Annotated in this window: 20 protein-coding genes and 1 pseudogene; 15 read left to right on the plus strand and 6 right to left on the minus strand. The window is 58.9% G+C overall.

All coding sequences use genetic code 11. From position 1 onward, the window contains the following. The first annotated feature begins 225 nt into the window (after positions 1–225). The 3 genes from GNP00_RS23915 (at position 226) to GNP00_RS21865 (ending at position 2,290) form a co-directional block, all read left to right on the plus strand. Positions 226–579, plus strand: a complete 354-nt coding sequence (locus tag GNP00_RS23915) for an alpha-E domain-containing protein (protein WP_049764974.1) — start codon at positions 226–228, stop codon at positions 577–579. A gap of 47 nt (positions 580–626) precedes the next feature. Then, positions 627–893 carry an alpha-E domain-containing protein gene (locus GNP00_RS23920; protein WP_049764975.1) on the plus strand — a complete coding sequence of 89 codons (267 nt, stop codon included), beginning with the start codon at positions 627–629 and terminating at the stop codon, positions 891–893. A gap of 663 nt (positions 894–1,556) precedes the next feature. Then, positions 1,557–2,290 (plus strand): IS6 family transposase gene (locus GNP00_RS21865; RefSeq protein ID WP_157038255.1). Its coding sequence is split into 2 segments (ribosomal slippage): positions 1,557–2,166 and positions 2,166–2,290, totalling 735 coding nucleotides; the frame shifts between segments, so codons are not numbered across the junction. Between the two features lie 374 nt (positions 2,291–2,664). On the opposite strand, the gene GNP00_RS21870 is transcribed toward GNP00_RS21865, so the two are convergent. Next, entirely contained in the window at positions 2,665–4,986 is a 2,322-nt protein-coding gene (locus GNP00_RS21870) for a xanthine dehydrogenase family protein molybdopterin-binding subunit (RefSeq protein ID WP_011578988.1), read from the minus strand. 336 nt (positions 4,987–5,322) lie between these two features. Here GNP00_RS21870 and GNP00_RS21875 point away from each other — a divergent pair, with 336 nt between their 5' ends. The 3 genes from GNP00_RS21875 to GNP00_RS21885 all read left to right on the plus strand — a co-directional run bounded on the left by GNP00_RS21875 (position 5,323) and on the right by GNP00_RS21885 (position 8,115). Beyond that, entirely contained in the window at positions 5,323–5,619 is a 297-nt protein-coding gene (locus GNP00_RS21875; RefSeq protein WP_049764976.1) for an RraA family protein, read from the plus strand. A gap of 35 nt (positions 5,620–5,654) precedes the next feature. Then, the gene (locus GNP00_RS21880) at positions 5,655–6,338 is read left to right on the plus strand and encodes a GntR family transcriptional regulator (protein ID WP_011578989.1); all 684 of its coding nucleotides are present in this window, start codon (positions 5,655–5,657) and stop codon (positions 6,336–6,338) included. Between the two features lie 64 nt (positions 6,339–6,402). Further along, complete coding sequence (locus tag GNP00_RS21885; RefSeq protein ID WP_011578990.1) at positions 6,403–8,115, plus strand: IlvD/Edd family dehydratase; 1,713 nt, start codon at positions 6,403–6,405, stop codon at positions 8,113–8,115. Between the two features lie 94 nt (positions 8,116–8,209). Here GNP00_RS21885 and GNP00_RS21890 read toward each other — a convergent pair. Further along, positions 8,210–8,689 (minus strand): annotated as a pseudogene (locus GNP00_RS21890) (NAD-binding protein). 357 nt (positions 8,690–9,046) lie between these two features. Here GNP00_RS21890 and GNP00_RS21895 point away from each other — a divergent pair. The 9 genes from GNP00_RS21895 to GNP00_RS21935 all read left to right on the plus strand — a co-directional run bounded on the left by GNP00_RS21895 (position 9,047) and on the right by GNP00_RS21935 (position 21,145). Next, entirely contained in the window at positions 9,047–11,104 is a 2,058-nt protein-coding gene (locus tag GNP00_RS21895; protein ID WP_011578880.1) for an alpha-amylase family protein, read from the plus strand. Between the two features lie 10 nt (positions 11,105–11,114). Further along, positions 11,115–12,137: a D-2-hydroxyacid dehydrogenase gene (locus GNP00_RS21900; protein ID WP_011578881.1), complete on the plus strand. Its 1,023-nt coding sequence runs from the start codon at positions 11,115–11,117 to the stop codon at positions 12,135–12,137. Positions 12,138–12,238: 101 nt separating this feature from the next. Continuing rightward, positions 12,239–13,792, plus strand: a complete 1,554-nt coding sequence (locus GNP00_RS21905) for an ABC transporter substrate-binding protein (RefSeq protein WP_011578882.1) — start codon at positions 12,239–12,241, stop codon at positions 13,790–13,792. A 105-nt stretch (positions 13,793–13,897) separates the two neighbouring features. Further along, on the plus strand, positions 13,898–14,815 hold the full coding sequence (locus tag GNP00_RS21910) for an ABC transporter permease (RefSeq protein ID WP_011578883.1): 918 nt from the start codon (positions 13,898–13,900) through the stop codon (positions 14,813–14,815). Positions 14,816–14,823: 8 nt separating this feature from the next. Next, the gene (locus tag GNP00_RS21915) at positions 14,824–15,756 is read left to right on the plus strand and encodes an ABC transporter permease (protein ID WP_166016298.1); all 933 of its coding nucleotides are present in this window, start codon (positions 14,824–14,826) and stop codon (positions 15,754–15,756) included. Between the two features lies 1 nt (position 15,757). Then, the gene (locus GNP00_RS21920) at positions 15,758–16,594 is read left to right on the plus strand and encodes an ABC transporter ATP-binding protein (RefSeq protein ID WP_011578885.1); all 837 of its coding nucleotides are present in this window, start codon (positions 15,758–15,760) and stop codon (positions 16,592–16,594) included. 55 nt (positions 16,595–16,649) lie between these two features. Beyond that, positions 16,650–17,513 (plus strand): ATP-binding cassette domain-containing protein, encoded by an 864-nt coding sequence (locus tag GNP00_RS23775; RefSeq protein WP_166016300.1) that lies wholly within the window; start codon positions 16,650–16,652, stop codon positions 17,511–17,513. Positions 17,514–17,575: 62 nt separating this feature from the next. Continuing rightward, positions 17,576–18,574 (plus strand): D-2-hydroxyacid dehydrogenase, encoded by a 999-nt coding sequence (locus tag GNP00_RS21930; protein WP_011578887.1) that lies wholly within the window; start codon positions 17,576–17,578, stop codon positions 18,572–18,574. Between the two features lie 33 nt (positions 18,575–18,607). Further along, on the plus strand, positions 18,608–21,145 hold the full coding sequence (locus GNP00_RS21935) for a glycosyl hydrolase 2 galactose-binding domain-containing protein (protein WP_011578888.1): 2,538 nt from the start codon (positions 18,608–18,610) through the stop codon (positions 21,143–21,145). A 459-nt stretch (positions 21,146–21,604) separates the two neighbouring features. Here GNP00_RS21935 and GNP00_RS21940 read toward each other — a convergent pair whose 3' ends face one another. The 4 genes from GNP00_RS21940 to GNP00_RS21955 form a co-directional block, all read right to left on the minus strand. Further along, positions 21,605–23,086, minus strand: coding sequence for an NAD-dependent succinate-semialdehyde dehydrogenase (locus GNP00_RS21940; RefSeq protein WP_011578889.1), 1,482 nt, complete (start codon positions 23,084–23,086; stop codon positions 21,605–21,607). A 23-nt stretch (positions 23,087–23,109) separates the two neighbouring features. Next, entirely contained in the window at positions 23,110–24,336 is a 1,227-nt protein-coding gene (locus GNP00_RS21945; RefSeq protein ID WP_425482952.1) for an iron-containing alcohol dehydrogenase, read from the minus strand. Positions 24,337–24,340: 4 nt separating this feature from the next. Then, on the minus strand, positions 24,341–25,354 hold the full coding sequence (locus tag GNP00_RS21950) for an Ldh family oxidoreductase (protein WP_011578891.1): 1,014 nt from the start codon (positions 25,352–25,354) through the stop codon (positions 24,341–24,343). Positions 25,355–25,469: 115 nt separating this feature from the next. After that, positions 25,470–26,627: a mandelate racemase/muconate lactonizing enzyme family protein gene (locus tag GNP00_RS21955; RefSeq protein WP_011578892.1), complete on the minus strand. Its 1,158-nt coding sequence runs from the start codon at positions 26,625–26,627 to the stop codon at positions 25,470–25,472. Positions 26,628–26,629: the final 2 nt, after the last annotated feature.

Raw genomic sequence — 26,629 nt, forward strand, 5'->3', positions numbered from 1 at the left:
CCGACAGACCATTATGCGGGTTCGCGACGAGGGTTCACGATCCGTTCGACCTTAGCGTACGATTTTGCACTGCTCTTGTTCCGACCCCGACCTCGGATGGTTGAAGCCCGAATCCTATGGAGCGGCGACCCTTGGCAAGGTTCTCTTCGGGATGGCGGCTTATCCGGTCGGCTCGGCAATTGATCGCGGTCATGGGCGGCTGATTATGTTTGGAGCTTCGGTCCGATGACGAGCGCTGGCGTGCGCCAGGTCTTTGATGAGGGAAACCGCCCGTATCACGCCGCAGCCGTGACAGATTTCCTGCTGCGCGACGCGTCCAATCCCTCAAGCGTGGTGTCCTGCATGGAAACCGCGCGGCAGAATGGGCGCATGGTGCGCACGGCGCTCACACGGGAGACCCGGGAGAGCATCAAGGAACCCTGGATAGCGCTGCGGCGCATCTTGAGGAAACCGGTGGACAAGCGTGAACTGCCCCCAGTGTTCGATGCCATCAAGCGCGAGACGGCGCTGATCCGTGGGGCCTTCCAGGGCGCCATGCTACGCAACGAGATCTTCGTTTTTGCCAAGCTCGGACGATGATCTAGCGGGCGGACAACACCGCCCGCATCCTGGACGTGAAATATTATATGTTTCTGCCCTTGGAGACGTGGGTGGGATCGTCGCTCGACAACCACCACTGGCAGACGATCCTTCGCTCTGTTTCGGCGCAGCGCTCCTATCGCTGGAGCTATGACGGAGACTATGCGCCGGCCAATATCGCCAACTATCTCATCCTCAATCGGCGCATGCGGCGCTCTCTTGCCTATTGCTCTGGCATCTGTGATTCACTCGGCTTTCTGGTGGAGGAATACGGAGCGGCCACGGATGTCACGAAATGGCCGAGGCCAAGCTGAAAAAGCTGAAGACTGTGACCATTTCCGAAATTTTTGAGGAGGTTCCTGACCGAGTTCATCCGCGACAACGCCGCGCTGGGCGATCAGATGCGGCGGATTATCGATCCATTGAGGGTGAATGTGAATGGTGAATGGTGGTGAGCTGGAATGGCTATTATCGGCAAGAATGTAGCGATCCGATATTTCCTGCGCTGGATCACTGTTCATCATTTACTATTCACCATTGACCGGCGTACACGCGCATGATCCCATGCGGCTGAAGATCTCCTACAGCACCGAGTACCACTGTGATGCGCCGCTCACATACGCGCTGCAGCGGCTGCGGCTCTTCCCAAATCCGGGCCAACCCAGACCGTTCTGGAGCGGGCGCTTTCGATCGAGGGAGCCATGGAGGAGGTGCGTTATGACGATTCTTCGGCAATGACACGCACCTCCTGAGCATTGGCAGTGTGCCGACCGGATCGTGATCACAGCATCCGGCCCTGGTTGACACGATTGATACGAGCGGGGTTTTCGGAGCGCATAGGGAGCTCGCGTCGCTGTGGCTGTTCCGTCAACCGGCCGATCTTTCGGAGGCCGGCCTGGGGGTGGCCGCGCTGGTGGAGAGGGTGGATGAGGGAAGCGGGATCGATGGCTTTTTCGCAAACCGCGCGGTAACATGGATTGGGGCATGAAAGCTCTCTATTTCAGGGGCTTGTCGATGTTCAGGGCCGCCACTTCGACCAAGGGATAATTCTGCTGTGCGTACGTTGGTATCTGGCTTACAATCTCAGCTTGCGTGATCTGGAAGACACGATGGCAGAGCGCGGCATTCACGTCGACCATTCGACTGTCCACCGCTGGGTTGTGCACTTTTCCCCGCTGCTGCTTGAACGCTTCAACCGGCGAAAACGTCCGGTCACCGGCAAGTGGCACGTTGATGAAACTTATATCTGGGTGCGCGGTCGCTGGATGTATCTCTACCGCGCCATCGACAGCATAGGCGACACGGTAGAGTTCTTCTTCAGCGAAAACCGTGACCTCCCGGCCGGCAGACGCGTCATCCGCAAAGCGCTGAACCGTCATGGCCGACCAGATCGTATTGTCATTGATGGTAGTCAGACGAACCCGGAGGCAATCATTGCGTGCGATGGCGAGAGCCGGCTTCGGAGCCAAACGCAACGGCCACTGAAGCCGATCCGCGTTCGGCAGAGCCACTACCTCAATAACCGGATTGAACAGGACCATCGGCGGATCAAGCGGCGCGTCCGGTCAATGCTCGGCTTAAAGTCCTTTCCTCGGCCGCCGTCATATTGGCCGGCATCGAGATAGTGCATATGATGCGTAAGCGTCGGGCAAGCTACGCCTATAATCCAGCACCGTCACTTGTCGAACAGGTCGAAATCCTGGCCACGTAAAAACTCGATTTCGGCTTCGGGTTTGCGACAGAGCCGTCGTAACTTGCGCCGCACAGAAATACTCCATCGAGCCGCGCTTGACCGCGACGTTCGTCATAGACGGCGTGCATGTACTGTTTAATCGAGAACAGCGCCCGACCCTTCAGGTATACGCCAGTTCCTCGACTAGGGCGCGCGTGGCATGCTCCCGGTGCATGGCGTTGTAGCATTCGCCCCACCCGATAACCCCGTCCCGTGTGGTGATCTTGGCTAGGATCAGGTTTTTCGGCCCGCTTTCAGCAGGAAGCTCTCGATCGTTTCAATGGTGTCGGCCACGTCCCATATTCCTCCTGTTAGCGTGGGGTCTCATGGCTCCCCGGCACTGCACGGCCCTTCTACGGAGACCCGTCTTTGGCTTGCCGAATTGCGCTCCAAATCCGGTGCGGTGTCGCGGGCATGTCCAGATGACGAACCCCGAGTGGCCTGAGCGCGTCGTTGACCGCATTCATCACGGCGCAAAGCGCGCCGACGGTGCCCGCTTCTCCCACGCCCTTGACGCCCAGCGGATTGACTCGAGTGGGGACGTTGCTTGTTGCGAACCGGTAGCCGACCAAGTCGTCGGCCCGCGGCATCGCGTAGTCCATAAAGGAACCGGTCAGCAATTGCCCGTCTGCGTCGTACAATAGTTCTTCGCTCAGAGCCTGACCGGCACCTTGCGCGACGCCCCCGTGGATCTGGCCCTCGACCAATTCGGAATTCAGAACCCGGCCGAGATCCTCTACGGCGGTGTAGCGTGTCAGCCACCGTTCGCCGGTCTCGGGGTCGATTTCGATTTCGGCGACATGCATGCCGTTCGGGAAAGTGGGGGCCAAAGGTTTGAAGGATCCCTGGGCAACCGCAACAGTCCCGTCCTCGCCGATCGGCAGCCCCCCCGCAAATTCCGCGAGCGACAGCGACTGATTGCTTTTCGAGTCTCGGAAGACGCCAGCCTCGAAGACGATATCCTCCGCCGCCACCCCGAACTGTCGAGCGGCAATGGCAGCCAACTGGGTGATCAGCTTATTACAGGCATCGGAAATCGCCGGGCCTCCGACGCTGGTGGAACCAGAGCCGCCATTGCCGCGGCCGCTTTCCAGCCGGTCGGTATCGCCTTGGCGATGCAGCACCCGCTCTGGCTCGACGCCAAAATGCTCGGCCACTAAGTTGGGGAAGGCGGTTTCGTGGCCCTGTCCAACCGAGAAGCTGCCAGGCTCGACGAGTAGACTGCCGTCAGACAGGAGCGATACCTTGGCGTGGTCCGGCGAGGGGCCTCGGATGGTGCCGCCGGAGGTCTCGATGCAGATTGCAACGCCCAGCCCCAGCAAGCGGCCGTTGCGCTCGGCCTCGGCGCGACGGGCTGGGAAGTGTGCAAGATCAGCTTCAGCGGTACCCCGCTCGATGAGTGCCGGGAAATCTCCGCAGTCGTAGGTAAAGGTGAGAGCCGTCCGGAAAGGCATGCGCTCAGGTGGTACGAGGTTGCGACGTCGTAACTCTAGCGGGTCGAGCCCGAGCTCGTGCGCGGCGACGTCCAGGATGCGTTCGATGTAGTAGGCCGCCTCCGGCCGCCCGGCACCGCGGTAGGCGGCGATCGGCGGAGTATTGGAGAGAACGCCGCGCACCTCCACGCCGATTACGGGGATTTCGTAAACTCCGGCCATTGAGCCGATATTGTTGACCGCGCCGCCGCTGCCCCCGGAAAGGTACGCGCCGACGTTGAGGTCGATCCTGCCGGTCAGTGCGACGATCCGGGCGTCAGCATCCAAGCCGACTGCAATTTTTGCATCTGCCTCGCGGCCGCCAGGGTCGGATAGCATCGCCTCGGAGCGGCTGCTTTCCCAGAGCACCGGCTGGCCAAGATACTTCGCAGCGAACGCCACAGCCGCGCCCTCGCCGTGCAGTCCGCCCTTCATCCCGAACGAGCCGCCCACGTCGCCGATGCGAACATGTGGATCGTCATCGAGTCCGCGAGCCTTCAGCGCGTTCAGCAATCCGTGCGGTGACTGATGGCTGGCGCTCATGCCCAACCGCCCGTCGGGCTCGATCCAGGCGAGAAAAGCCCTCGTCTCGAGCGGACAGGCGCCAACGCGACTAACCTTGCAGGACAGGCGCGTGACGTGCGCCGCGCCGGCTAGTGCGCGCTCGGCCGTGTCCATATCGCCGCCTCGCCAGACAAAACCGATATTGTCCGGCTCCCAGACCCTCGGCGCGTCCGTAGTGGACCTCGCAGAGGCGACAGTCGTTACGTAAGGTAGCGGTTGGTAGGTCACCTCCACGGCTTCCGCCGCGTCCTCGGCCTCCGCGGCCGTGTCCGCAACCACCATGGCCACGGGCTCACCGAGATATCGCGCAATTCCCGACGCAAGCGCCGGTCTGTCCGTCTTGGGGGCCGGTGAACCGTCGGCGCGGGGATATGCGATGCCGCCGGGCTCGGGCCCTACACCGGCCGCTTCCAGGTCAGCCGCCGTAAAGATCGCCCTCACGCCCGGCAGGGATGCGGCCTGCCGACTGTCAATGCCGATGATCCGTGCGTGAGGATGCTCGGATCGCACGAAGCGAGCAATAAGACACCCTTCCGGCTTAACATCCGACGTGTAGCGGCCGTTTCCGATCAGGAACCGAAGATCCTCACGCCGTCCGGCGCGGGTCTGTCCGCGCTCATCTGATAGTATTGCCTGCAACCCTCATCTCCGATTGATTTACTTGTGGCAGTACCGGTTCTGGCTGGCTAGGTGCGCACGCCCACTACGCTTTGTCGACGCGGTGAGGTACTTGGATCTCCGGCTAGCCAGTACCTTATTGACATTTTTATCAATAATTCGCATAGCTGCAACCGATATTGGAGACAAAGGCCGCACCCGTCGCCTAACTCTCCGCTTATACGGGATTTTGTGAAGGTGCAGCAGACATGACGCTTGAATCAGAACGCTTGCAGGGACTGAAGGAGGGATTGACGGCTACCTTGACCATCGTCCTTCTCAAGCCTGGGCTACGCAGCGTATGGATCCACCGGTGCCATGCCCTTGCGCCCGGATCGGGGCAGGGTCGCCGGAAGACCCTTCCGCTTCGAGCCGGCGCCGGAGGATCTCGCGGACGCTGGCGGCCTCGTGGGGCACAACCTGTCTCCACCCGCGCCGCCATTGGGCGATGCCCGAAAGCGCGGTCGGGAGATCGGTGCAATGGGGCAGGCCGATGCCGGGACCTTCGGTGATATCCTCTGCGCGTGGATGGTGAAGGGGAAGGCCGGGAGTCTCGTGACGGACGGGCCGTGTCGGCTTGGTGCAGCCGGCTTGTTTACACCAGTAAAGAAATGACGCGAGCACTTAAAATCGCGCCGGGAAGGCGAACAATGATACAGAATCCACTCGGCCAGACCGTAGAGATCCCGGCCGATTCAAATCTGGAAAATATAATCAGTCAGCTTGAGGAGGATATCGTCTTCGGCCGGCTGCATCAGAGGGAACGGCTTATAGAGGACGATCTGATCTCTCGTTTCGGTGCCAAGCGACACGTCATCCGGCAGGCGCTGGCGGAGCTCGAGCACAGAGGGCTGGTCGAGCGTGTGCCTAACAGGGGAGCGTCGGTCTGTGCTTACAGCGCAGAGACCGTGCGCCAGCTCTACGACGTGCGCGAGGTGCTTGAACTCCACGCGGCGAAGCTGATTCCGCTACCGCTGCCTTCCGACATGCTCGACAAGCTGAAGCGCGTCCAGCAAGACCATGACCGGGCGGTGGACGAGGTCGATTTTCACATGGTCTTCCGCTCCAATATCGCGTTTCACCGGGTGTTCTTCGATTTCTGCAACAACCCCTTTCTTGCCAAGTCCATCGATGAATACGCGCTGCGCGCACAGGGGATCAGGTTCTACGCGCTGGCTGATCCGAACGAGCACAAGCGGGCGCGTGACGAGCACCACGAGATGATCGCAGCGCTTGAGGAGGGAGATCGCAACGCGCTGATAGATGTCTGCCGTCGGCACCTCGTTCCCGCCCCGCGGTTCTACATCGGCGCCCTTTCTCGCCTACCGGGCTGATGAAACCACACGCCCGCGCGGAAATCGCCTTGCCGCGCCCAACACATTGAGACGGAACTGACGCATGACCACCGGGCTGAAACGCGGCTTGACCAATTACGGTGATCCGGAATTCTCCGCTTATCTCCGTCGCGCCTTTATCAAGGCCATGGGACTATCGGACGATGCGCTGTCCCGGCCAATTGTCGGCATCACAAATACGTACAGTGACTTCAATCCATGTCACGGCAACGTTCCGCAACTGATCGAGGCAGTGAAGCGCGGAGTGATGATGTCGGGTGGCCTGCCGATGGTGTTTCCCACCATCACGCTGCACGAATCCTTCGCGTATCCGACCTCAATGTTCCTACGGAACCTGATGGCGATGGATACCGAGGAGATGATCCGCTCGCTGCCCGTCGACAGCGTGGTGGCGATAGGCGGTTGCGACAAGACGCTGCCCGCTCAGGTGATGGCGATGGTCAGCGCCGACCGCCCGGGCATCGTGCTGCCGACCGGGGCGATGTTGACCGGGGAGCATCGCGGCGTGCGGATCGGAGCCTGCACGGATTGCCGCCGGTTTTGGGCAAGCTATCGCGGCGGCGAGATCGCCGACGGCGAAATCAGCGAGGTTAGCGGGCGGCTGGTGCCGAGCGTCGGCACCTGCTCGGTCATGGGAACCGCCAGCACGATGGCGGGCCTTTGCGAGGCTATGGGCCTTAGTTTGCCGTACAGCGGTTCGATCCCCGCGGTTCTGGCGGAACGGATCCGTTGCGCGGAGGAAACCGGACGCCGCGCGGTCGGCCTTGCCGCAGAGGGACTGACACCTCGGCAGATACTCAGCGATGGCGCGATCCACAACGCGATGGCCGTACTGCAGGCGATGGGCGGCTCGACCAATGCAGTCATCCACCTCGCCGCAATCGCTGGACGCACCGGCCGCGCCTTCGATTTCGAGGCGCTGGACCGGTTAGGACAGGAAATCCCGGTTCTCGTCGATCTCAAGCCGTCGGGCACCTTCTACATGCAGGATTTCCATGCAGCCGGCGGCTTTCCTGCTCTGTTTGCGGAACTGCAGGATTTCCTTCAAACCGATTGCATGACCGTCGCTGGCGTCCCACTGTCCGCGACGATCTCCGGCGCTACAGACAGAAGGACCGCAAGCAAGGTCATTCGCAGCAGGGTCGATCCGATCTCGGATTATGGGGCGGTAGCGATGCTCTACGGCAACCTTGCACCGAACGGGGCGGTTATCAAGCAGTCCGCCGCATCGCCCGAGCTGATGCAACACGAGGGCAGGGCGCTCGTGTTCGACGGCGTGGAAGACCTGGCCGCACGGATTGATGATCCGGATCTCGACGTGGAAAAGGATGATATCCTCGTTCTGCGTAATGCAGGACCCATAGGAGGGGAAGGGATGCCAGAGGCGGGCTACTTGCCCATCCCCGCCAAGCTGGCGCGGCGCGGGGTCAAGGACATGGTACGGATTTCCGATGCCAGGATGAGCGGCACGGGGTTCGGCACGATCGTGCTGCACATTGCACCGGAAGCCTGGATCGGGGGACCGCTGGGCCTGGTGCGCAGCGGCGACCGGATCCGGTTGGATGTGAAGGGCCGGCGCTTGGACCTTCTGGTGTCGGATGCCGAACTGGAAGACCGTCGCGGTTTCTGGAAACCCGTGAGGCGGCCCGCGCCTCGGGGTTACGCCCGGCTTTTCGAACATTGCGTAACCCAGGCCGACGCCGGTTGCGACTTCGATTTCCTGAATGAAACCTCATCCGGAACATCGCTGGCATAGGAGCCTGAGAACGCAAACGTCGGGCCGCGTCTGCGGTCGACGCAACGTAGTCGCGGAGGTGGACTGTGGAAGCGGTCGCTCCAGGCCTGCCGCTTCATGCACTTTGTGGTTTGCCCAGAAGCTCCAGCGCCCGGACGAATGGCGAGTGATCCTCTGGCGCACGAGTGTGAGCGGCGCAGGCATCGAAAAGCTGCCGCGTCGAAGCCGTGTTCGGAAGCACCACGCCCATTGTTCGCGCGCCTCGAGCGCCAGGTTGAGGTCCTTCTGGTGCAGTTCGATACGGAATCCGGGGTTGAATTTGCGCTCGATCATCCGAGCGCGTTCATCCTCCGTGCAAAGTCACGGGTCGCGGTGGGTGAGATCGAACTCATGTTGATTACGAGCTTGCCGTCAGAAAGCCCATCGGCGACACTTTTCTCGCCGAACAATAGGTCGGCGACCTGCGGCGTTCCCGCGCGACTGCATCGTGGCCCGTCACGGTCTGCAGCCCCTTTGTAGCCAGGTCCGGATTCGGGGAGCGCCTTTGGTCCATGGCGAAAACCCTGGGGCCGGCTTCGAGCAGGTGCTCTGGCATCGGTTTGCCCACGACGCCCAACCTTATGAAGTCAATGGTTCCATATGGTCACTCCTTTCGGTTTTGCTTTTCGGCTGAGGGTATCCACTCGTACTATCCCGCGAAGTGCTTCTTCGGTGGGTTTATGAACGGCCTTTTTTGCCAGCCTGTGCAGCACCGAAGGTGAGAGGAAGAAAAAGTCAATATCTTTATTAATAAGATTTTCGAAAAAGATTATTTACAATCTATCGGCCTGATGTTATGCAGTTTTTTGGGAGAATTTGACGGTGAGGAGATGCAGCGCCAGGGCCGCACGTGGATGCGGCGCACCGCTAAACCTGATCAGAACATGCAAACCATGCAGGCGGAAGGTACCGAATGGCGAACGGGATAACGTTGGGAAATGAACTAACGGAAAGCGCGGAGCACGAGCCCTGGTATCGTTCGCCGTTTCGTCTGTTCCAGACCAATCTTTTGGAACCCGATGCCGATATGGACGTGGAGAAGGTTCTTGATTTCATCGAGGACATGGGTTGCAACGTCTGGCTGGTGAACGGCGGCGGCATCCTTTCGTTCTATCCGACGCGGCTTGAGCACCAGACCCGCAACCCTTATCTCGACCGGCGGCCGAGCGGTGACCTGTTCGGCGACGCGGTTGAGGCCGGCCACCGGCGCGGTATCCGGGTGATGGCGCGGATGGACTTCTCGAAGGTCAACCAGGCGGTGGCCGACAGGCACCCGGATTGGCTGTTCGTGCGTCCCGATGGCCGGCGGCAGGCCGCCGAGGGGCAGGTAAGCGTCGATCCGAGCGGCGATTATTACCAGGAAAAGCTGCTCGAGGTGGTCGACGAAATGATTGACCGCTACCCGCTCGATGGCTTTTTCTTCAATCGTGCCGGCTTCAACGAATTCGACTACGCGATGCACTATCACGGCGTATCGCAGTCAGAGGCTTCGAAGAGGGGGTTCGCCGCCTTCAGCGGCGGCCAGCAGTTACCGACAGGGCCGGAGTCGCCCAACTACGATCTCTGGCGAGCGTATTGCGCGAAGGTGGTCGGCGATCTCTGGGTCCGGATCTCGGCCCACATCAAGACCCGACGCCCGGACGTGGCGCTGCTGCGCTCGGACGATGTGATCTTCTTCGAGGCGAATAACAAGATGGGCCGCCCATTCTGGCCGCATCATGTCAACGAACAGGTTAGCGCCTACCGGACTCAGCGTCCGGACAGGCCGGTTCTGTGTCACTGCGTGACCTTCGTTGACATGCCTTACCGGATCGCAAGTGAGCAGCCGGAACATTTCGCGCAGCACCAGATTCAGGGCTTGTCCCGCGGCGCCAACATCTCAGCTTACATCATGGGCGTTCCGGGCGAGATCGAGTACCCTTCGCTCGAGGTAGGGCGCGAGATCATGCGGTTTCACCGCGACAATCAGGACGTCTACCACGGACTTGTTCCGGCCGCGCATGTGGGCCTCGTCCGGCCGAACATGCTGGCCATGAGCCTCGACCGGCATCGTGAGGCGCAGGAGGAATTCCGCGGGCTCTACGAGGCGTTGCAGCAGGCGCACGTTCCGTTCGACGTCGTCCCCGCCGAGGGGCTCGACGACATGAGGGCCAATGGCGGGCTGGGGCGTTACTCGGTCCTCGTGCTGGCCGATCTCGGTCCCCTCCCAGCTGAGGCAGTCACCGCGCTCGACACCTTCGTCGAGCGCGGTGGACGGCTGGTCGTGACTGGCCGGTCCGGCTTCGACGCCAAAGACCGCGCCCAGCTTGCCCGGATGCCCGCGGTCCGTGTCACCGAGACCACCACCGACCCTGACGCGCTGAAATCTGTCTACGTCACCGAGCGCCCGGTGGAAGAAGGCCGCTACTATTTCGCTCCTCTGTCGCCGGTTTTCGGCGCGCACCTTCGGGTGGAGGCGGCACCAGGCGCGGAGGGGAGGCTGGTCTTCCTGCCACAGGCGCCCTACGGACCGCCGGAGAAGTGCTACGGCCATGCCGCGGACGGCACGCCGGGCTTCTGGCTCGACGCAAGCGGCAAGGTTGCACTGATCCCCTGGACCGTCGGACGATCCTATCACGAACTCGGGCTGACCACGCTGCGCGACATCATTGTCGACGTGACGCTCTCTCTTCTGGGCGACGACGAACCGGTGCAGGCCGATTTGGAAGAGCATGTGGAGATGACGTTGCAGCGGCGCGGCAGCGATCTTGTGGTCCACCTGATCAACCTCTCCGGTGCGCGGCGCAAGAACTACGGGCCGCCCATTCGGACTCGCGGCGGAACGCTGCGGCTGGCCGGCGCGGCGGATGGCACCACCGCCAGAGCCCTTATCTCCGGATCGCCGTGCCCAGCAGTCCGCGACGGCGACGCCCTCGTCTTCTCTCTTCCCGAACTCAACCGCTTCGAAGTTTTGCTGATTGAGGCGAAATAGGGCGACGAAGATGAACCAGACCGTGACGAACACCGGCAAACAGGCTCGCACCATTAAGAGCGTGTTGGCTACGGTGCCGTTCGCATCCGAGCATATCGAAGCGTTGCGCCAGGCTGTGTTCCCGGCAGAGTTCGTGCACTGCGACGCAAAGGATGACGCGACTATCGCCAAGGCGCTGGAGACTGCAGACGTGGCGATCATCGCGGGCGATCTCGACGACCGTCACGTTGCAGCGCCCAACCTGAAATGGGTGCACTGTGACCATTCCGGCCTGACCAGGTCAGCGCGCCCGGACGTATTCGAGAAGGGGCTAATCGTGACCGGCTCGGCCGGACGCTCGGCCGAAGCCTTGGCACAGCACGGCTTCTACTTCGCGCTCGCGCTGACCTTCGAGGCCAAGGCCCTGCTGCGCGACCAGGCCGCACATGTGTGGCGCGGCATTCCCGACTACGCGCAAAAGCTCGGGCTGCCGGGCAAGACGCTCGGCATCGTGGGCTTCGGGCATACCGGAAAGGCGATGGCGGCGCTCGGTCGGGCCTTTGGAATGAAAGTGATCGTCTACACCCGCAGCGTTTGCTCCAGCACCGAGAACGTGGACGTTCTGCTCTGTTCCGAGGCCGGCCAAACCAAAGACCGGCTGGTCGAAGAGGCGGATATAATCATGCTGGCGACGCAGCTGACCGACGCCACCTACCACATGTTCTCCACCGAAGAATTCAGGCGAATGAAACGAACTGCACTGATCATCAACATGGCCCGAGGCCAGGTGATCGATGAGGACGCACTGCTGGTAGCACTGGAAGAAAGACAGATCGCCGGCGCCGGGCTTGACGTCTTCAGGCAGGAACCGCTGCCGGCTGACTCTCCGTTATGGGACCAGCCGAACGTGATGATTACCCCCCACGCCACGCCCGGACTGCCGGACAAGACGCAACGCTCGGTCGATATGATTCTCGGCAACATTGAGCGTTATCGGATCGGCAAACCCATGATCAATGCCATCACGGAACAGGACGTCTACACACCGAAATAGGCCCGTACTTACGCACGTCGGCTGCTGTATCCACTGAAGAATCGGTGGTCGGGGGAACAAAGTAGGAGGCCCGGAGAGGCTCAAAAAAGGGAGGAAGACAAATGTTAAGGCTATCGGGAAGACTAGCCGCCGCCGTCAGCGCCGGCATGCTGACCTGGGCAGCCGGCGCTCCACTCGCGGTAGCCCAACCAACTGACCGTGCGATTACGGTGGTTCTGCCGACCGAGCCGGATTCACTCGATCCGTGCGACACGCAGACCGCAACGAATGGTAATGTGAGCAAGGACAATATCTTTGAATCGCTTACCAAAGTCAGTCCTGAAGACGGAACGGTCATACCGTTGCTGGCGGCGTCCTGGGATCGCGTCGAGCCGAATGTTTGGCATTTCCATCTCAAAGAAGGTGTGAAGTTCCACGACGGTTCTGAGTTCGATGCTGAAACGGCAGCCGCAAACATTATCCGATCGCAAGCCGGTACTGATTTCTACGGCGGAGCTCTGGCCTGCTACAACTCCGAACAGTTCGTGGAGCGGGTCGATGCCGAAGCAATCGACAAATATACGCTTCAAGTGTCGACCGAGAGGCCCGATCCGATCATGCCCCTGCGGCTGACCTATATCGATATGGGCAGCCTCGAGAGCCAACAAAAGGCCGAGAAGATCACTAACCCCGTTGGTACGGGCCCCTATCAGTTTGTCGAGCGGATTCAGGGTCAATCGATCAAGCTGACACGTTTTGATGGATACTGGGGTGAAATCCCTGAGGTGAAAGATGTCACTTACGTATACCGTACCGAAGCGTCGGTCCGAGCGGCCATGGTCGAGACTGGCGAAGCGCAGCTCGCCACCGCAATTAGGGCCGAAAATGCCACGGGAGATGATCGTACTGTCGCATATAAGGACAACCGTATTTTCCTGATGCGCGTCATGACCCACAAGGAGCCATTTTTGGATCCGCGGGTTCGCAGAGCTATCTCCCATGCTGTTGATCGGGATTCGATAACGAGGGCACTAATGGGGATAACGGGATCTCCTTGGTATCAGATGCTCGGACCCCAGGTGAACGGCTTCATCCCGGATTTCGACAATTCGCAACTCGCGTATGATCCGGAAAAGGCACGGCAACTCCTGGAAGAAGCGAGGGCGGATGGTGTGCCTGTGGACACCGAATTCCTCATCATCTCGCGGCCCGACCAGTTGCCGAACCAGACAGAAGTGGTCCAGGCCATTGCTCAGAATCTGGAACAGGTTGGCTTTAACTTCCAGTTGCTGAACATGGAAGGCAGTGCCTGGTTGAAGTACCTGCGGGCACCGTTCCCTGACGATCAGCCGGCAACGCTTCAGATGGTATCGCACGACAACACATCCGGTGACGCGAGTTTTAGCTTTCCGCGGTACATCTCCTGTGAGGGACCGGTCTCCTCGACTTGTAACGAGCGGATAGACGAACTGCTCAAGCAAGCGGATGTTGCCGCCGACGAGGAGCGTGCAAAGCTATATCAGGAGGCAGCACGCATCCTTTACCTCGAAGAAACGTCCATGATCGGCGTTGCAGAGCAGGCGCGGTTGATCCGGCTCGGCGATGGAATCCGATACGATGCCAACCCGATGTCTGGTGTCATTATCCGCATCGCCGATATCCATTTGTCCGAGTAATTCCGTAGAGGGCTTCTAGGTTATTCAAGCTGCCCGATCCCATAACGGGATCAGGCAGCGCTAAAATTAAGCTCACCAAGCAAGACACAGCCGGAAGCGGTCGTTATGATAACATTCCTTAGCCGCCGCCTGACCTCGAGCATTATTACGCTCATTGGCGTCGTCGTCATGGTATTCTTTCTGGCTCGGCTAACCGGCTCGCCTGTCGATGTATTCTTTCCGGAAGGTGCGGCGCCAGAACGAATTGAAGCCTTCAACCGTGCATACGGTCTGGATAAGCCGGTCATTGAGCAATTCAGAATATTCCTATGGAAAGCACTGCAGGGAGATTTCGGTGATTCCATCTGGCAGCAGCGGTCCGCGATGGCAGCGGCTTGGGGAGAGATGCCGATAACGATTGTACTCGCTGCCATTGCTCTGTCCGTGTCGACGGGTATGGCGATTATTCTCGGATCTCTCGCGGCAGTCTTTCGTTTCACTGTTGTCGACCGAACGATAACATTCTTCTCACTTGTTTTGGGCAGCATGCCGGCGTTCTGGTTTGCTTTGGTCGGAATTCTTCTGTTCGCGGTGCACTGGCGCCTCTTACCCACTTCGGGCAGTAACACCTGGCTGGCGTGGATTTTACCCGTCGCAACGCTTTGCTTACAGCCGATTGGCGTGCTAACGCAGGTCGTTCGCGGAGCGATGATTGACGTCTTGACCTCTGGCTTCGTGCGTAACGCACGGGCACGTGGGTTTAACTCACGCCGTCTGGTATTTCGGCATGCTCTACGCAACGCGGCGCTGCCGATCATTTCTGTTGCAGGCGATATTGCCGCCGGAATGGTCAACGGTGCAGTTATCGTCGGCGTCGTTTTCGCATTCCCAGGCATCGGTAAACTGATTGTCGGCGCGATGTTGGCGCGAGATTTTCCTGTCCTGCAAGCGAGCGTGGTTGTCGTTGGGATTTCGGTCATCCTCCTCAATCTTATTGTGGACCTGATCTACGTCCTGGTCGATCCGCGTGTTCGCCTGAGCTGAGGGATTCCATGACAATCGCCACTCGTAGTTCTCAGATTTCACCGTTGAAGCGGATTTTTAATTCTCCTAAGTGGGAGATGTTCTTAGCATCACCTTTAGCTATTGCTTCGCTTGTCTGGCTTCTATTTGTGACATTTGTCGCCGTTATCGGCCCGATATTCGTTGCCGAGCAAGCTAACCATCAGGATCTGCTTTTACGCTTTTATCCGCCATTTACGCTCGACGAAGGTGTGAGCTACGTACTTGGTGGAGATAGCCTGGGCCGACCAATTCTTCTTCAGCTTATCGTCGGTGCCCGTACCTCCCTGATCATTGCAGCGTTCGTCGTGGGGATGTCGGCTTTGCTCGGCTATGCGATCGGCCTTTACTCAGGCTACTTCGGCGGGTGGATCGACAACATCCTTTTGCGTCTTGCCGATATTCTCCACACGGTTCCTTCGATGCTGCTAGCGCTGGTGGTGCTATTTGTCCTGGATCCAAGTATTACCAACCTGATTGTAGTGCTCGGAATCACACGTATACCGGTTTATTTACGCACAGCGCGGGCGCAGACGCTGGAGGTTCGCGAGCGAGTGTTCATAGAAGTCGCCCGCGCGGCCGGAGCGTCTCATTGGCGGATTATGACGCGTGACGTGGCTCCGATGGTTTTTCCGACAATCCGTACGTTGGCTATGCTCGAGGTCGCCACCGTCATTCTTCAGGCGGCCAGCCTGACCTTCCTCGGTATCGGCTTGCAGCGCCCCGACGTCGACTGGGGCATGATGGTGGCCGATGGTCGCGAATACTTGCGCAGCGCCTGGTTCGTTACGGTTTTTCCGGGCATCATAATCGTCCTCACCGCACTTGCGGCCAACCTGTTCTCGAACTGGCTGCGGGCGGTAGAGGACCCTGCACAGAGCATCCACTTCTTCTCGAAACCCCGCCGCCAAAAGGCTGAATAGCATGAGCGCGCTTCTAGATGTGGAGGACGTACGGATCGATTTCACTACGCGCCGCGGCGTCGTCCACGCTGTGAGAGGGGTTTCGTTCTCCATTGATCAAGGAGAATCGGTTGCCATGGTTGGCGCCAGCGGCTCAGGCAAAACCGTGCTCGGCAGGTCGCTCTTGGGACTTGTGGAAGAACCAGGTGAGGTGAGCGGGTCCATCATATTTAACGGACAACAAGTAGTCGGCAGTTCCGAAAGCCACCTTCAACCTATCCGGGGGTTGGGTATGGCGATGGTTTTCCAAGACGCGCTCGACGGGCTGAATCCGGTCTATAGCATAGGCTCGCATCTTATGGAAATTCTGACGATCCGGATGAAGAAGTCGCGATCCGAGGCCCGCCACGAGGCGCTGCGACTAATGGAAGAAGTAGGCATCCCGAACGCGAAATCCCGTTTTCACGACTATCCACACCAATTCTCAGGAGGCATGCGGCAGCGCATCTGCATTGCTCTGGCTATCGGATTGCGTCCCAAGATCCTAATCGCTGACGAACCGACCACAGCGCTGGATGTGACTGTGCAGGCTGGCATCCTGGATCTCATCCGCCGATTACAGGACGACTATGGAATGGGATTGATATTCATCACACACGACCTTGCGGTCGCTCAGCAGATTTCTGAACGTGTGCTTGTGATGTATAATGGTGAGATTGTAGAGCAGGGTGAAACGCGTGAAGTGTTTCAACATCCAAAGCACCGCTATACGCGGGCTCTGCTGGCCTCTCATCCGGCCCATGCGACGTCCTGGCGTGATCTGCAGCCGATGCCAGAAAGCTTTGTCCTGGAAGCTTGAGCCAGCGGGGTAAACCGCCGTGTCATCTCGATTCTATTCTGGAGAATAAGAGCTCGTGACAAAACGCCCGCAGCCCGTCGAGAACAGCCCTCCGCTTCTTGAGGTCAGAAAGCTCTACAAGTCTTTCGGAACACCGCGGCGGGGAGAAAAGCTTGGGCCGATCATTGCCGTCAACGATGTCAGTTTCAGCCTAGCAAGCGGCGAATGCATGGCTATTGTAGGTGAATCCGGGTCCGGCAAATCGACGCTCGCACGAACGCTTTTGAGATTGGTGACGGCGGATAGCGGAGAGGTTCTGTATCGAGGCAAGGATATACTGACGCTCTCCAATGCCGAAATGCGAGTGCAGCGAAGAAGTCTGCAGATGGTCTTCCAGGACCCTTACGCTTCTCTGCATCCGCGCCAGAATGTTCGCCGCCTGATTTCGGAACCTTGGTACATTCATCCCGATGTTCTCGAACGCTCCAATAGGCCGGCCAGAATTTCGCAACTGCTCGAACAGGTGAACCTGCCAGAGCACTTCGCCGACCTCTATCCCAACCAAATGTCGGGTGGACAGCGACAACGGGTGGCCATTGCCCGCGCGCTGGCGCTTGAACCGGAGATCCTCATCCTTGACGAACCGGTTTCGGCACTTGACGTTTCGGTTCAGGCACAGGTCATCCAAGTATTGATGACCCTGCAGGAAAGATTGGGTCTAGCCTATATCTTTATTTCGCACGATCTCGCGCTTGTCCGTCTTCTGGCCAGTAAAGTAGCCGTCATGTACCGCGGCGCATTCGTAGAAACCGGCCCGACCGAACAGATCTTTAGCAATCCAAAGCACGAATACACGAAGACCCTGCTCGCATCGTCTCCGGGTCTGAACCAAGTCTCCGCGAATTACAAAAGGGTGGAACAGGTGACATTGCGGAATTGAAGAAACCGATGATCCAATCTTGTGTAGTTTAGCGAAGTGAACTGTCGACAGAGGGGCAACAATTGATATCACGACAAATTAAAAAAGTTTTGGCGACGGTTGAATACAAAGGATGGCATCTCGAACGATTAAAGGAAATATTTGCGCCGGCGGAACTCATCCAGATATCTCCTGATGATGATTTGGGTATCGAGCGCGAACTCCGGAATGTAGACGTCTGCGTACTCAAGTCCGACCTTGATGCACGCTTCGTGGCGGCCAATCAGCTTAAATGGATTCACTGTGACCATTCCGGGGTTAACAAGAGCGCCCGGCCGGAGGTGATCGCAAGAAAGGATTTGATCGTAACCTCATCGGCCGGTCGTGCCGCGCCGGCACTGGCCGCGCATACTTTCTTTTTTGTGCTTGCGTTGACCTACGACGTCCCGGCCCTGGTTGAAGCCAAGAAAAAGCATGAATGGCGAAAGATTGCAGGCTTCTCAGACCGACGCGGGCCGTATGGCAAGACCCTAGGGGTCATCGGGCTCGGCTATACTGGGAAGGAAGTCATCGCGCTTGGCCGGGCTTTCGGAATGCGTGTTCTTGGGTACGGCCGCGGGTCGGAACAGGCGAAAATCGCAGGTCTCGACCAGTACTTCGACGGAGGTGCCGGAGAAACCATCGATACATTGCTGAAAGAAAGTGACTTCGTGGTGCTCTCAGTTCGATTGACGAATGAAACGTATAGGTTGATCGGTTCGCGCGAATTAGCGCTCATGAAGCCCAGTGCCTATCTGATCAACATGGCTCGGGGCAACGTCATCGACGAAGCGGCCCTCGTCCAGGCCTTGCACGACGGAACCATTGCCGGAGCTGGACTGGACGTCTTCGAGCAAGAACCGCTGCCGCCCAATGCGCCAATCTGGGACGCGCCGAACACAGTGATCACTCATCACCAAACTGCCGAAATGCCTGATCTTGTTGCGCGGTCGCTCGACATTATCGCGGAGAATGCGCGCCGTTACCGCGCCGGCGAAAAGCTGCTGAACCAAATCAAGGCGCAGGACGTGTACACACACTGAATCGCCGGTCTGCGAGAGGAAGGAACTAAAATCGTGGAGCATCCTAAGACGCTGGATGGGCCTTGGCGCGTAGCAAGGCTGAATCCGGAGGCCCTGCCGCAGGGTGTTGACCCCGCTTCCGTTACAGACCTGCATTGGATCGACGCCAAAGTGCCGGGCGCCGTGCAGTACGATCTTGTCCGCAGCGGCGACTTAGAAAATCCGTTCAGCGGAACAGCAGCCGCCTTCGCGGCGAAATGGGTCGCCGAAAGCAATTGGGTCTACGAAATTGCATTCGATGTCGACCCCGGCGCTTCGGAGCGCTGGGCTCTGGAATTTGAGGGTATCGATACATTTGCCGAAATTTGGCTGAATGGCTTCGGCATCGGCACAACCGCCAATGCAAATCGTCAGTACCGTTTTGACTTCGCATCAAGTCTGCTGCGGCCCACGGGCAACCGACTGGTTATCGTGGTTCGGCATCACGAGGCGGGCATTGTCGACAAAATACCCGAGGCAAGGCGCATCCTTGGCCACAAAGATGGCGTCGAAGGGCGCTTGGGGAAATCCCTCATACGTCGATATCAGAGAAGCTTTTTTTCAGGCAACAGTACGCTTCTGAATGTCGGAACCGGTGTCTTGGGCATCGGCATCAATGGTCCGGTTCGCCTGATTCCCGTTCGCGAGGTTGAAGTTATCGATCTTTTTGTCAGAACCGAATCTCTGACCGCAGATCGGGCCGACCTCGCGTGCTTTCTCGAACTTGTACATCACGATAATTCCGGACTGGTCGAAGTGACGCTGGAATTGGCGGATCCGGATGAACCAGAGCACGTTGTTGCCACAGAGACTGCCAGTTCAACAGCTTCGGGCAAGCTCCGCATCGATCTAGTTGTCGATAATCCCAAGCCTTGGTGGCCGCGCGGCTATGGCGCCCCGGCGCTCTATACCATCACCGTAAGAATTTCCCGCGCTTCCCGCACGCTGGGCACCCTTCGGCGTGAAATCGGTATCCGCACAGTCAAACTTCTGCAGAAGTTGCCATCCGGCCGCCCGACATTCCAGCTTGTCGTTAACGGACAGCCCGTGTGGGTCAGGGGCACCAATTTGATCCCGTTCGATTACCTCAAGGTTCATGGCGATCCCGAGGACTATGTCCGCATCTTCGCCTTACTCGACAACGGAAACATCAATTTCATCCGGATGTGGGGCGGTGGCGCGGTTGAATCCGATGAATTCTACGACCGCTGTGACAGAAGCGGCATCATGATATGGCAGGATGCTTACCTCCATAGTATGTACTACCCCGAATACGACCCCGAATTCGTCGAAAACTTTCGCGAAGAGTCGCGGCAGATGATCACCAAGCTGCGTCGTCATGCCTGCCTTACCGTCCTGTGCGGCGGCAACGAGCAGCGCGAGGGTTGGGACGAGTGGGGCTGGCCAGATGAGCTGGACCGTTTTTGGGGGGAGGGGATGATCACAGAGCTCATTCCGTCCTTGGTCGAGGAGCTCGCGCCCGGCGTGCCCTATGTTGACAACTCTCCACACGGCGATGGACGCTCGGGATCTCCGATTTCTGGCGACGGACACATTTGGGGCAATCACTTCAATTCATTAAAGGATCCGCTCTTTGTCAGCGAAACCTGCTGGTCAATCGAAAGTTATTCGCGGGCCGAAACGTTAAAAGAAGTGATGGACTTGGACGTCGGGGATTTCAGTGGCAAAGGTTGGGTCCAGAAGTGGGCCGATCGGACCGGCCGTCCCTTGATCAACAAGTTCCCTTATTCAAGCTACCATCCTTCAGGTGGTCTCGGTCCTTACATCCGTGCGCTCGAACTCGAGCAAGGGCTGGCTGATCATCATTCGCTTTCGAACTTCCGCCTTCGCAGCCCCTCATGCAGTGGTATCGTCTACTGGTCATTTAACAAGGGGGGACCACTGTTCCAGTTCGGAGCGGTAGACTACGCGCTCAGGCCGATGATGAGCTACTATATCGTCACGCGGCTATACCGCGACGTGGTCGTGGGCCTATACCGCGACCTTCAGGATATTCGAGTGGTTGCTTCGAACGTTTCGGCGGCAGATGTCGAAGCAGAGATTGAGCTTGTGCACTTGAGGACTGACGGGACCATCATGAAGCGCTGGACGGAGCAGATCACCCTGCCGCCCGGCCGAAGCATCCGGGTTATGGATCTCGACGACTACTATAGCAGTATTGTGCAGCGTGACCGGGAGGTTATGTATGCCCAGGTCAAGGTCGGCGGTTCACCAGTCGCCGATGATCTGCTGCTTTTCGCGCCACTCGTGGATGTGTGTACGCCAGAATCAGGCCTATCGATTGCTCAGCGGCAGATCGGTGCCGACGAATGGGAATTGGAATTCACGACAAAAGGGTTGTCCAAGCTAGTCCAGATCGAAAATAGCGACGGGCTCATTCTCTCCGACAACTATTTTCCTCTCGCCGCGGGCTACAACCGAACCATCCGTGTTACCGCCTTGGAAAAATCCGGGGCCGAAGTGCATCTGGACATTTCATCGCTCGACGCTGAGTCGCACGCGCGGATCCAGTTGGAACGTGGGGCTTACTAGGTCAGAACTTAATGCGGTCGCGTAATGGTTATGTCGCAAACTGATCGTCAACGAAGGGCTGGCGCATGAATGCCGCTCCCTTTAACCCGGAGTGTATTGGTCTTGCGGGCGCAAACGCGGATTGAGATTGTGAGGGCGCAGCCCTGAACGGAAGTATCCGGTCTCACCCCCGCCAGCATCGCAGGAGGGTGGATTCCAGAAAATAGCAAAGACTGTTTGGCGGACAGTTGCCGACGCTTGATCACATTGACCGGATGTCTTGATCGGGGGCCGCAAGCCAACAGAACGGTTCTGGCGGAGAATATAGACAAGCCGCCATTTAGCCGCCCATCCCATCTCCGTCGTTTGGAGCGGAAGGCCGAGCTCAGTGCGCGGGTTGCTGTGCAGAACGACTTCCGCCTCCTGAGTCTCCCGCGATAGTTAATGGCCGGTAACAAAATCAGCGCTGTCCATCTAGGGTCACCAATTCGTCGCTATGTATTTGGTCTCTGTGAATTCCAGTATTCCGTGATGCGAGCCCTCCCGCCCCAGCCCACTCTGCTTTACCCCTCCGAACGGCGCGGCCGGATCCGAGACCAATCCGCGATTGAGCCCCACCATGCCGCTTTCGATCTTTTCGGAGACCCTGAGGCCCTTGGAGAGGTCCTGTGTATAGACATAGGCCATGAGACCATATTCGGTCCCATTCGCTGCAGACAAAACTTCATCCTCGGAATCGAAGCGGATGATTGGCGCCACCGGACCGAAGATTTCCTCGCTCATTATTGCCGAGGCAGGATCCACATTATCGATTACCGTCGGCGGGAAATAATATCCTTCACGATTGAGCGCCTTACCTCCCGCGAGCACCCGAGCCCCCCGGCTCTGCGCCTCTTCCACCAGGCCTGATATCCGCTCGACTGCATCCTTGTTTATCAGCGGGCCGCATTGGCTTCCGGTTTCGTAGCCTTTGCCGATCGCAAGGGCCTTCATCCTTTCGGCGAGACCTTTTGCAAAGGCGTCAGCAATACCCGATTGGACATAGAACCTATTGGCTGCCGTGCATGCTTCCCCGCCATTGCGCATTTTGGCGACCATTGCGCCATCGAGGGCTGCCGACAGGTCGGCGTCGTCGAAGACGATGAATGGCGCATTTCCGCCGAGTTCCATCGAACACGAGATCACCTTGTCGGCGGCCTCGCGCAGCAATATCCGTCCGACTTCGGTCGAGCCTGTGAAGGACAGTTTGCGCACGCGCGGGTCATGCAGCATCGCACTGACAGTCTTGCCCGATCTGGAACTGGTGTAGACGTTGACGACACCATCGGGAACGCCTGCTTCGGCGCAGAGGGCCGCGAGCGCATAGGCGGTCAGCGGCGTCTCTGTTGCGGGTTTAAGAATGACCGTGCAACCGGCAGCCAATGCAGGCCCTATCTTGCGCGTTGCCATAGCCGCCGGAAAATTCCAGGGTGTCACGAGTACTGAAACACCTATCGGCTGATGTTGCACGAGTATCCGATTGGCTCCGCTAGGCGCTTTGTACAATTCGCCGTTGAGCCGGACCGTTTCCTCGGCAAACCAACGAAAGAATTCGGCCGCGTACGCCACCTCCCCTTGCGCGTCAGCTAAGGTCTTGCCGTTCTCGAGCGAGATCAACTCGGCAAGCATGTCCCTGTTCTCGATCATCAGTTCAAAACAGCGCCGAAGAACCTCCGACCGGTGACGCGGGGGCGTGGCCGCCCAACCGGGCAATGCCTCATGGGCGGCGTCGATCGCACCCATAACGTCCTCTACTTCCGCATCCGCGACTTCCGCAATAACCGTGCCGGTTGACGGGTCGTAGACCGGAATGCGGTTGCCCGTTGCGCCCTCCTTCCATGCACCTCCAATAAACAGGTTCGAGCGAAGCGCTTTTGGATCGAAGCTTACGCCTGGAAACCGATTGCGTGCAGAAGTGGACATGACCTGAGATTTCCCTGATGCGTTCATGAATTCAGCGAGCCGATGTATCCCGAGAATGCCGCCTCCACCAGGAGTTGCATGGATTCCTGGTCGAGCGGCCTGGGATTGTTCTTTACGAGTCTTTGTGCGCCCAGAGCGTTTTCCACCGTCCAGCCGACCTGGTCAGGTGTCAGACCCAAGGCTTCAAGGGTTGGGGGAATGCCGATTGCCGCACAAAGATTCCGCACCCTGTCGATTGCAGCCAGGGCATTCGACGCCGGTTCTGCGCCGGAGGTGGCGACGCCCAGAGCATCCGCGACTTCAACCAGTTCCTGCGTACAATGACGCCGGTTGAATTCCATCACATAGGGCAGCATCACCGCTACACCCGCTCCGTGGGCGGTGTGCGTCAGCGCGCCTACGGGATACTGAACCGCGTGAGCAGCAGACGTACCCGCCACCCCGAATGCGAGTCCGGCCAGGAGCGAACCGTACATCAAGTCGCTCCGCGCTGATGTGTCCGTGCCATCGGCAACGGCCGCTTCAAGGCTGCGTCCGATCCGGGTGATCGCCTGCAGGGCGAACTGGTCCGACAGGATATTCTTGCCGATGAATACGTTTTCGTGGGCGATGGAGGGCGACGGAGAATGCGTGCGCGTTGTGAAGGCTTCAATTGCATGTGTGAGGGCATCGGCACCCGAAACCGCTGTCAGGCCGGGTGGGCAGCTATAGGTTAGCTCGGGATCGCATATCGCAACCTGTGGGATCAGGTAAGGACTGGCAACGCCCACCTTCAGCGTCCGATCAGCGTCCGAGATGACGGCCACCGGAGTCACTTCCGAGCCGGTACCTGCTGTTGTGGGAATGGCAACCAGCGGCATGACCGGACCGGGCACTTTGAACTCACCATAGTAATCGGACGGGCGCCCTCCATGGGCCGCCAGCAGCGCAATGAACTTGGCTGCATCAATGCAACTTCCCCCGCCAATTCCCACGATCATGTCGGCCGAGGCTCGGGACGCTACCGAGGCCCCTGCCGCCACGGATCTGTCTGGCAGTTCGGGTTCGACGCCGGCAAAGACCGACACTGAGTGGCCCTGTGCCTTAAGCCCATCAACAATCTCGCCGAAATCCCGCTCCGATTCCAGTCGCGTGTCGGTGACAATAACTATGTTTTGTCCCATCGGAAGCGTGAACCCGGGCAGGGACCGACGCTGGCCAGCTCCGAAAACGACATGTCGCGGTGCCCGCATTACTCCGACAGAACTCAACTGTTCACTCTTCATTCTTGTGGTCCTTACCGAAGGCGAGATGGTTTATGCGGGCCCATATTTCATTGGGAATTTCGAGACCATTCTCGAGATTGCGTTGGCGACTTGCCTGACTGCGTTCCCCTGGCAACCGGACGGCATCAAACCCCTCCGCGGGCGGCTCGGCGCGCAAAAGATCGAGATATGCGGCAAGACCCGCACCTGGACTGTCGATGATTATGAACACGTCGCCCTTGTTGCAGATGTCGGTAGAATCGAGGGTTCCCCTGACGTCCCGCCCAAGCGCGGCGCCGGTTAGCGCCGAAACCAGCAACTCGAATGAAAGCCCCAGAGCGTATCCCTTGGCTCCACCAAAGGGAGCAATCGCTCCCTTTTTGGCCCGATGTGGATCGGTCGTCGGATTTCCATCGATATCGAGCGCCCAGCCGAGCGGGATTGGCTCGTCCCTGTTGGCGTGGTCATGAATCTTCCCCATGGCCACGTGACCGGTCGCCGTGTCAGCTATGTAGGGACCCGTCTCGGTCGGAATTCCGAATGCGATGGGGTTCGTGCCAATCATGGCACGCCTTCCGCCCCAAGGGTGCACCAGTGCCTCACTGGTCGACAGGGCAATCATTATCTGACCGTCGGCGGCGACATGTTCGGCGTAAAAGGCGAGCATACCGATATGGTTCGAATTCGAGATCGCTGCGACAGCGACGCCGTGCTCTCTGGCGCGCCGCCTGGCCACCTCGATCGCTTTCATAGCGACGACCGGTCCCAGACCCATCTGACCATCAACCTGAAGAAAGCCAGGGGCGCGCCATTCATGCCTGCCGCTGGTCCGCGGATCGGCAACGCCATTTGCAATGCGCTCGATTATACGTGGCAGGCGCAGAAGGCCGTGCGATGCCAGTCCTCGCAATTCGGCCTCGATCAGAAGATCTCGCTGCAGGTCGGCGTTGGCAGCCGGAGCGCCCGCTCGTCGCAGGACCTCCCCGGCAACTTTTCTCGCTTCTTTAACCGAGACAATTGGCAATGCTGCAATCCCTCAAGTCTACTTGTTCTGGCAATGTCGTCGAACATCGCGAACGGTAGCTGGTCAATGAGCGCGCCGTTCCCGAATTTCGGCGCGCCCTGTTCGATATCCGCTTCTAGACCCTGAACTTCTCGATTGCGTCTGGTCTGACCTCGAGGCCAAGGCCAGGTTCGTCGGTCAGGGAAACGAAGCCGTTCCTGGGCGCAGGGGGATCGACAAACAGGGCCTCGCCCACCTTCCAACTCAACCAGTGGAACTCGACGAGCCCGCCGTTCTGAACGCCGGCATGGAAGTGCATGTTGTGATGGGGCTGGGCGCCTCCGGTGGCGATCGGCATATTGTGCGCTTCAGCCAAATGCGCGATCTTGAGAGCTTCACTGTAGCCGCCGCAATGGGTTACGTTTAGCTGGCAGATATCGTACGACTTGCTTTCGATCAAAGTCCTGTGGGCTGCCAGGCTGCCGATATTTTGTCCGGCAGCGATAGGAACGGTGGTCTGGTCCCTGAGCCGCTGCAGCAGGTCGGGATCATTTCCGAGGACCGGTTCCTCAAACCAGATGAGATTGAAGGGCTCGAGGTTCTGGGCGAGCCGCTTGGCTTCGCCGAGCGGGAATGCGCCATTGCCGTCCACCATCAAGCCCTTGTCGGGCCCGATTGCCTCCCGGACCGCAGCCACGCGCTTGACGTCGTTGAGCAAGAGGTCCTCGGTAAATCCCTGGAACCAATGGGAACCGCCTGGGCGAAGGCTTTCCTCCCTCGTGATCGGGCGGGACCGGAGCCCTCCCACGATCATCTTGAAACGGGTATGACCTTCGTCAACGAGGTGGGAGACGGTATCAACCAGTTCCTCGGTCGAATATTCGGCGAGGCCGAATGTGATATAGACCGGGACCTCAGTCCGCGCTCCTCCCAGGAGCACCGACGTCGGAACCCCGTATAACTTGCCCAGCAGGTCCCAAAGACCAATGTCGACCATGCTCACAGCCGAAGCCCACGCTCCCGTGGCCCTGTGCCTGTTGAAGCGCGTCGAGAGCGAACTGATGACGCTGTTTATCTTGCACGGATTCTGTCCAATGAGGACGTCACGGAACATGTCGTTCACGACTTTGGCCGCTGTCGAATGCCACTCGCCTGGCGAGGTGTAGCCGTATCCGCTAATACCTGAGTCGGTATCGATCCTCACCAGGTTGCACTGGCGAACGAACGGGTCTTTCCTGTGTCGCACCATAATGGGGACATCAAGGGCCACGGCTTCCACATTGGTAATCTTCATCT

Origin of the sequence: Chelativorans multitrophicus (assembly GCF_011317445.1) — a bacterium.
GTDB lineage: Bacteria > Pseudomonadota > Alphaproteobacteria > Rhizobiales > Rhizobiaceae > Chelativorans > Chelativorans multitrophicus.

Bases quoted from the DNA above. Each gene is read 5' to 3' on its own strand.
- GNP00_RS23915 (WP_049764974.1), top strand. From the start codon at position 226: ATGACGAGCGCTGGCGTGCGCCAGGTCTTTGATGAGGGAAACCGCCCG.
- GNP00_RS23920 (WP_049764975.1), top strand. From the start codon at position 627: ATGTTTCTGCCCTTGGAGACGTGGGTGGGATCGTCGCTCGACAACCAC.
- GNP00_RS21875 (WP_049764976.1), top strand. From the start codon at position 5,323: ATGCCCTTGCGCCCGGATCGGGGCAGGGTCGCCGGAAGACCCTTCCGC.
- GNP00_RS21880 (WP_011578989.1), top strand. From the start codon at position 5,655: ATGATACAGAATCCACTCGGCCAGACCGTAGAGATCCCGGCCGATTCA.
- GNP00_RS21885 (WP_011578990.1), top strand. From the start codon at position 6,403: ATGACCACCGGGCTGAAACGCGGCTTGACCAATTACGGTGATCCGGAA.
- GNP00_RS21895 (WP_011578880.1), top strand. From the start codon at position 9,047: ATGGCGAACGGGATAACGTTGGGAAATGAACTAACGGAAAGCGCGGAG.
- GNP00_RS21900 (WP_011578881.1), top strand. From the start codon at position 11,115: ATGAACCAGACCGTGACGAACACCGGCAAACAGGCTCGCACCATTAAG.
- GNP00_RS21905 (WP_011578882.1), top strand. From the start codon at position 12,239: ATGTTAAGGCTATCGGGAAGACTAGCCGCCGCCGTCAGCGCCGGCATG.
- GNP00_RS21910 (WP_011578883.1), top strand. From the start codon at position 13,898: ATGATAACATTCCTTAGCCGCCGCCTGACCTCGAGCATTATTACGCTC.
- GNP00_RS21915 (WP_166016298.1), top strand. From the start codon at position 14,824: ATGACAATCGCCACTCGTAGTTCTCAGATTTCACCGTTGAAGCGGATT.
- GNP00_RS21920 (WP_011578885.1), top strand. From the start codon at position 15,758: ATGAGCGCGCTTCTAGATGTGGAGGACGTACGGATCGATTTCACTACG.
- GNP00_RS21940 (WP_011578889.1), bottom strand. From the start codon at position 23,086: ATGTCCACTTCTGCACGCAATCGGTTTCCAGGCGTAAGCTTCGATCCA.
- GNP00_RS21955 (WP_011578892.1), bottom strand. From the start codon at position 26,627: ATGAAGATTACCAATGTGGAAGCCGTGGCCCTTGATGTCCCCATTATG.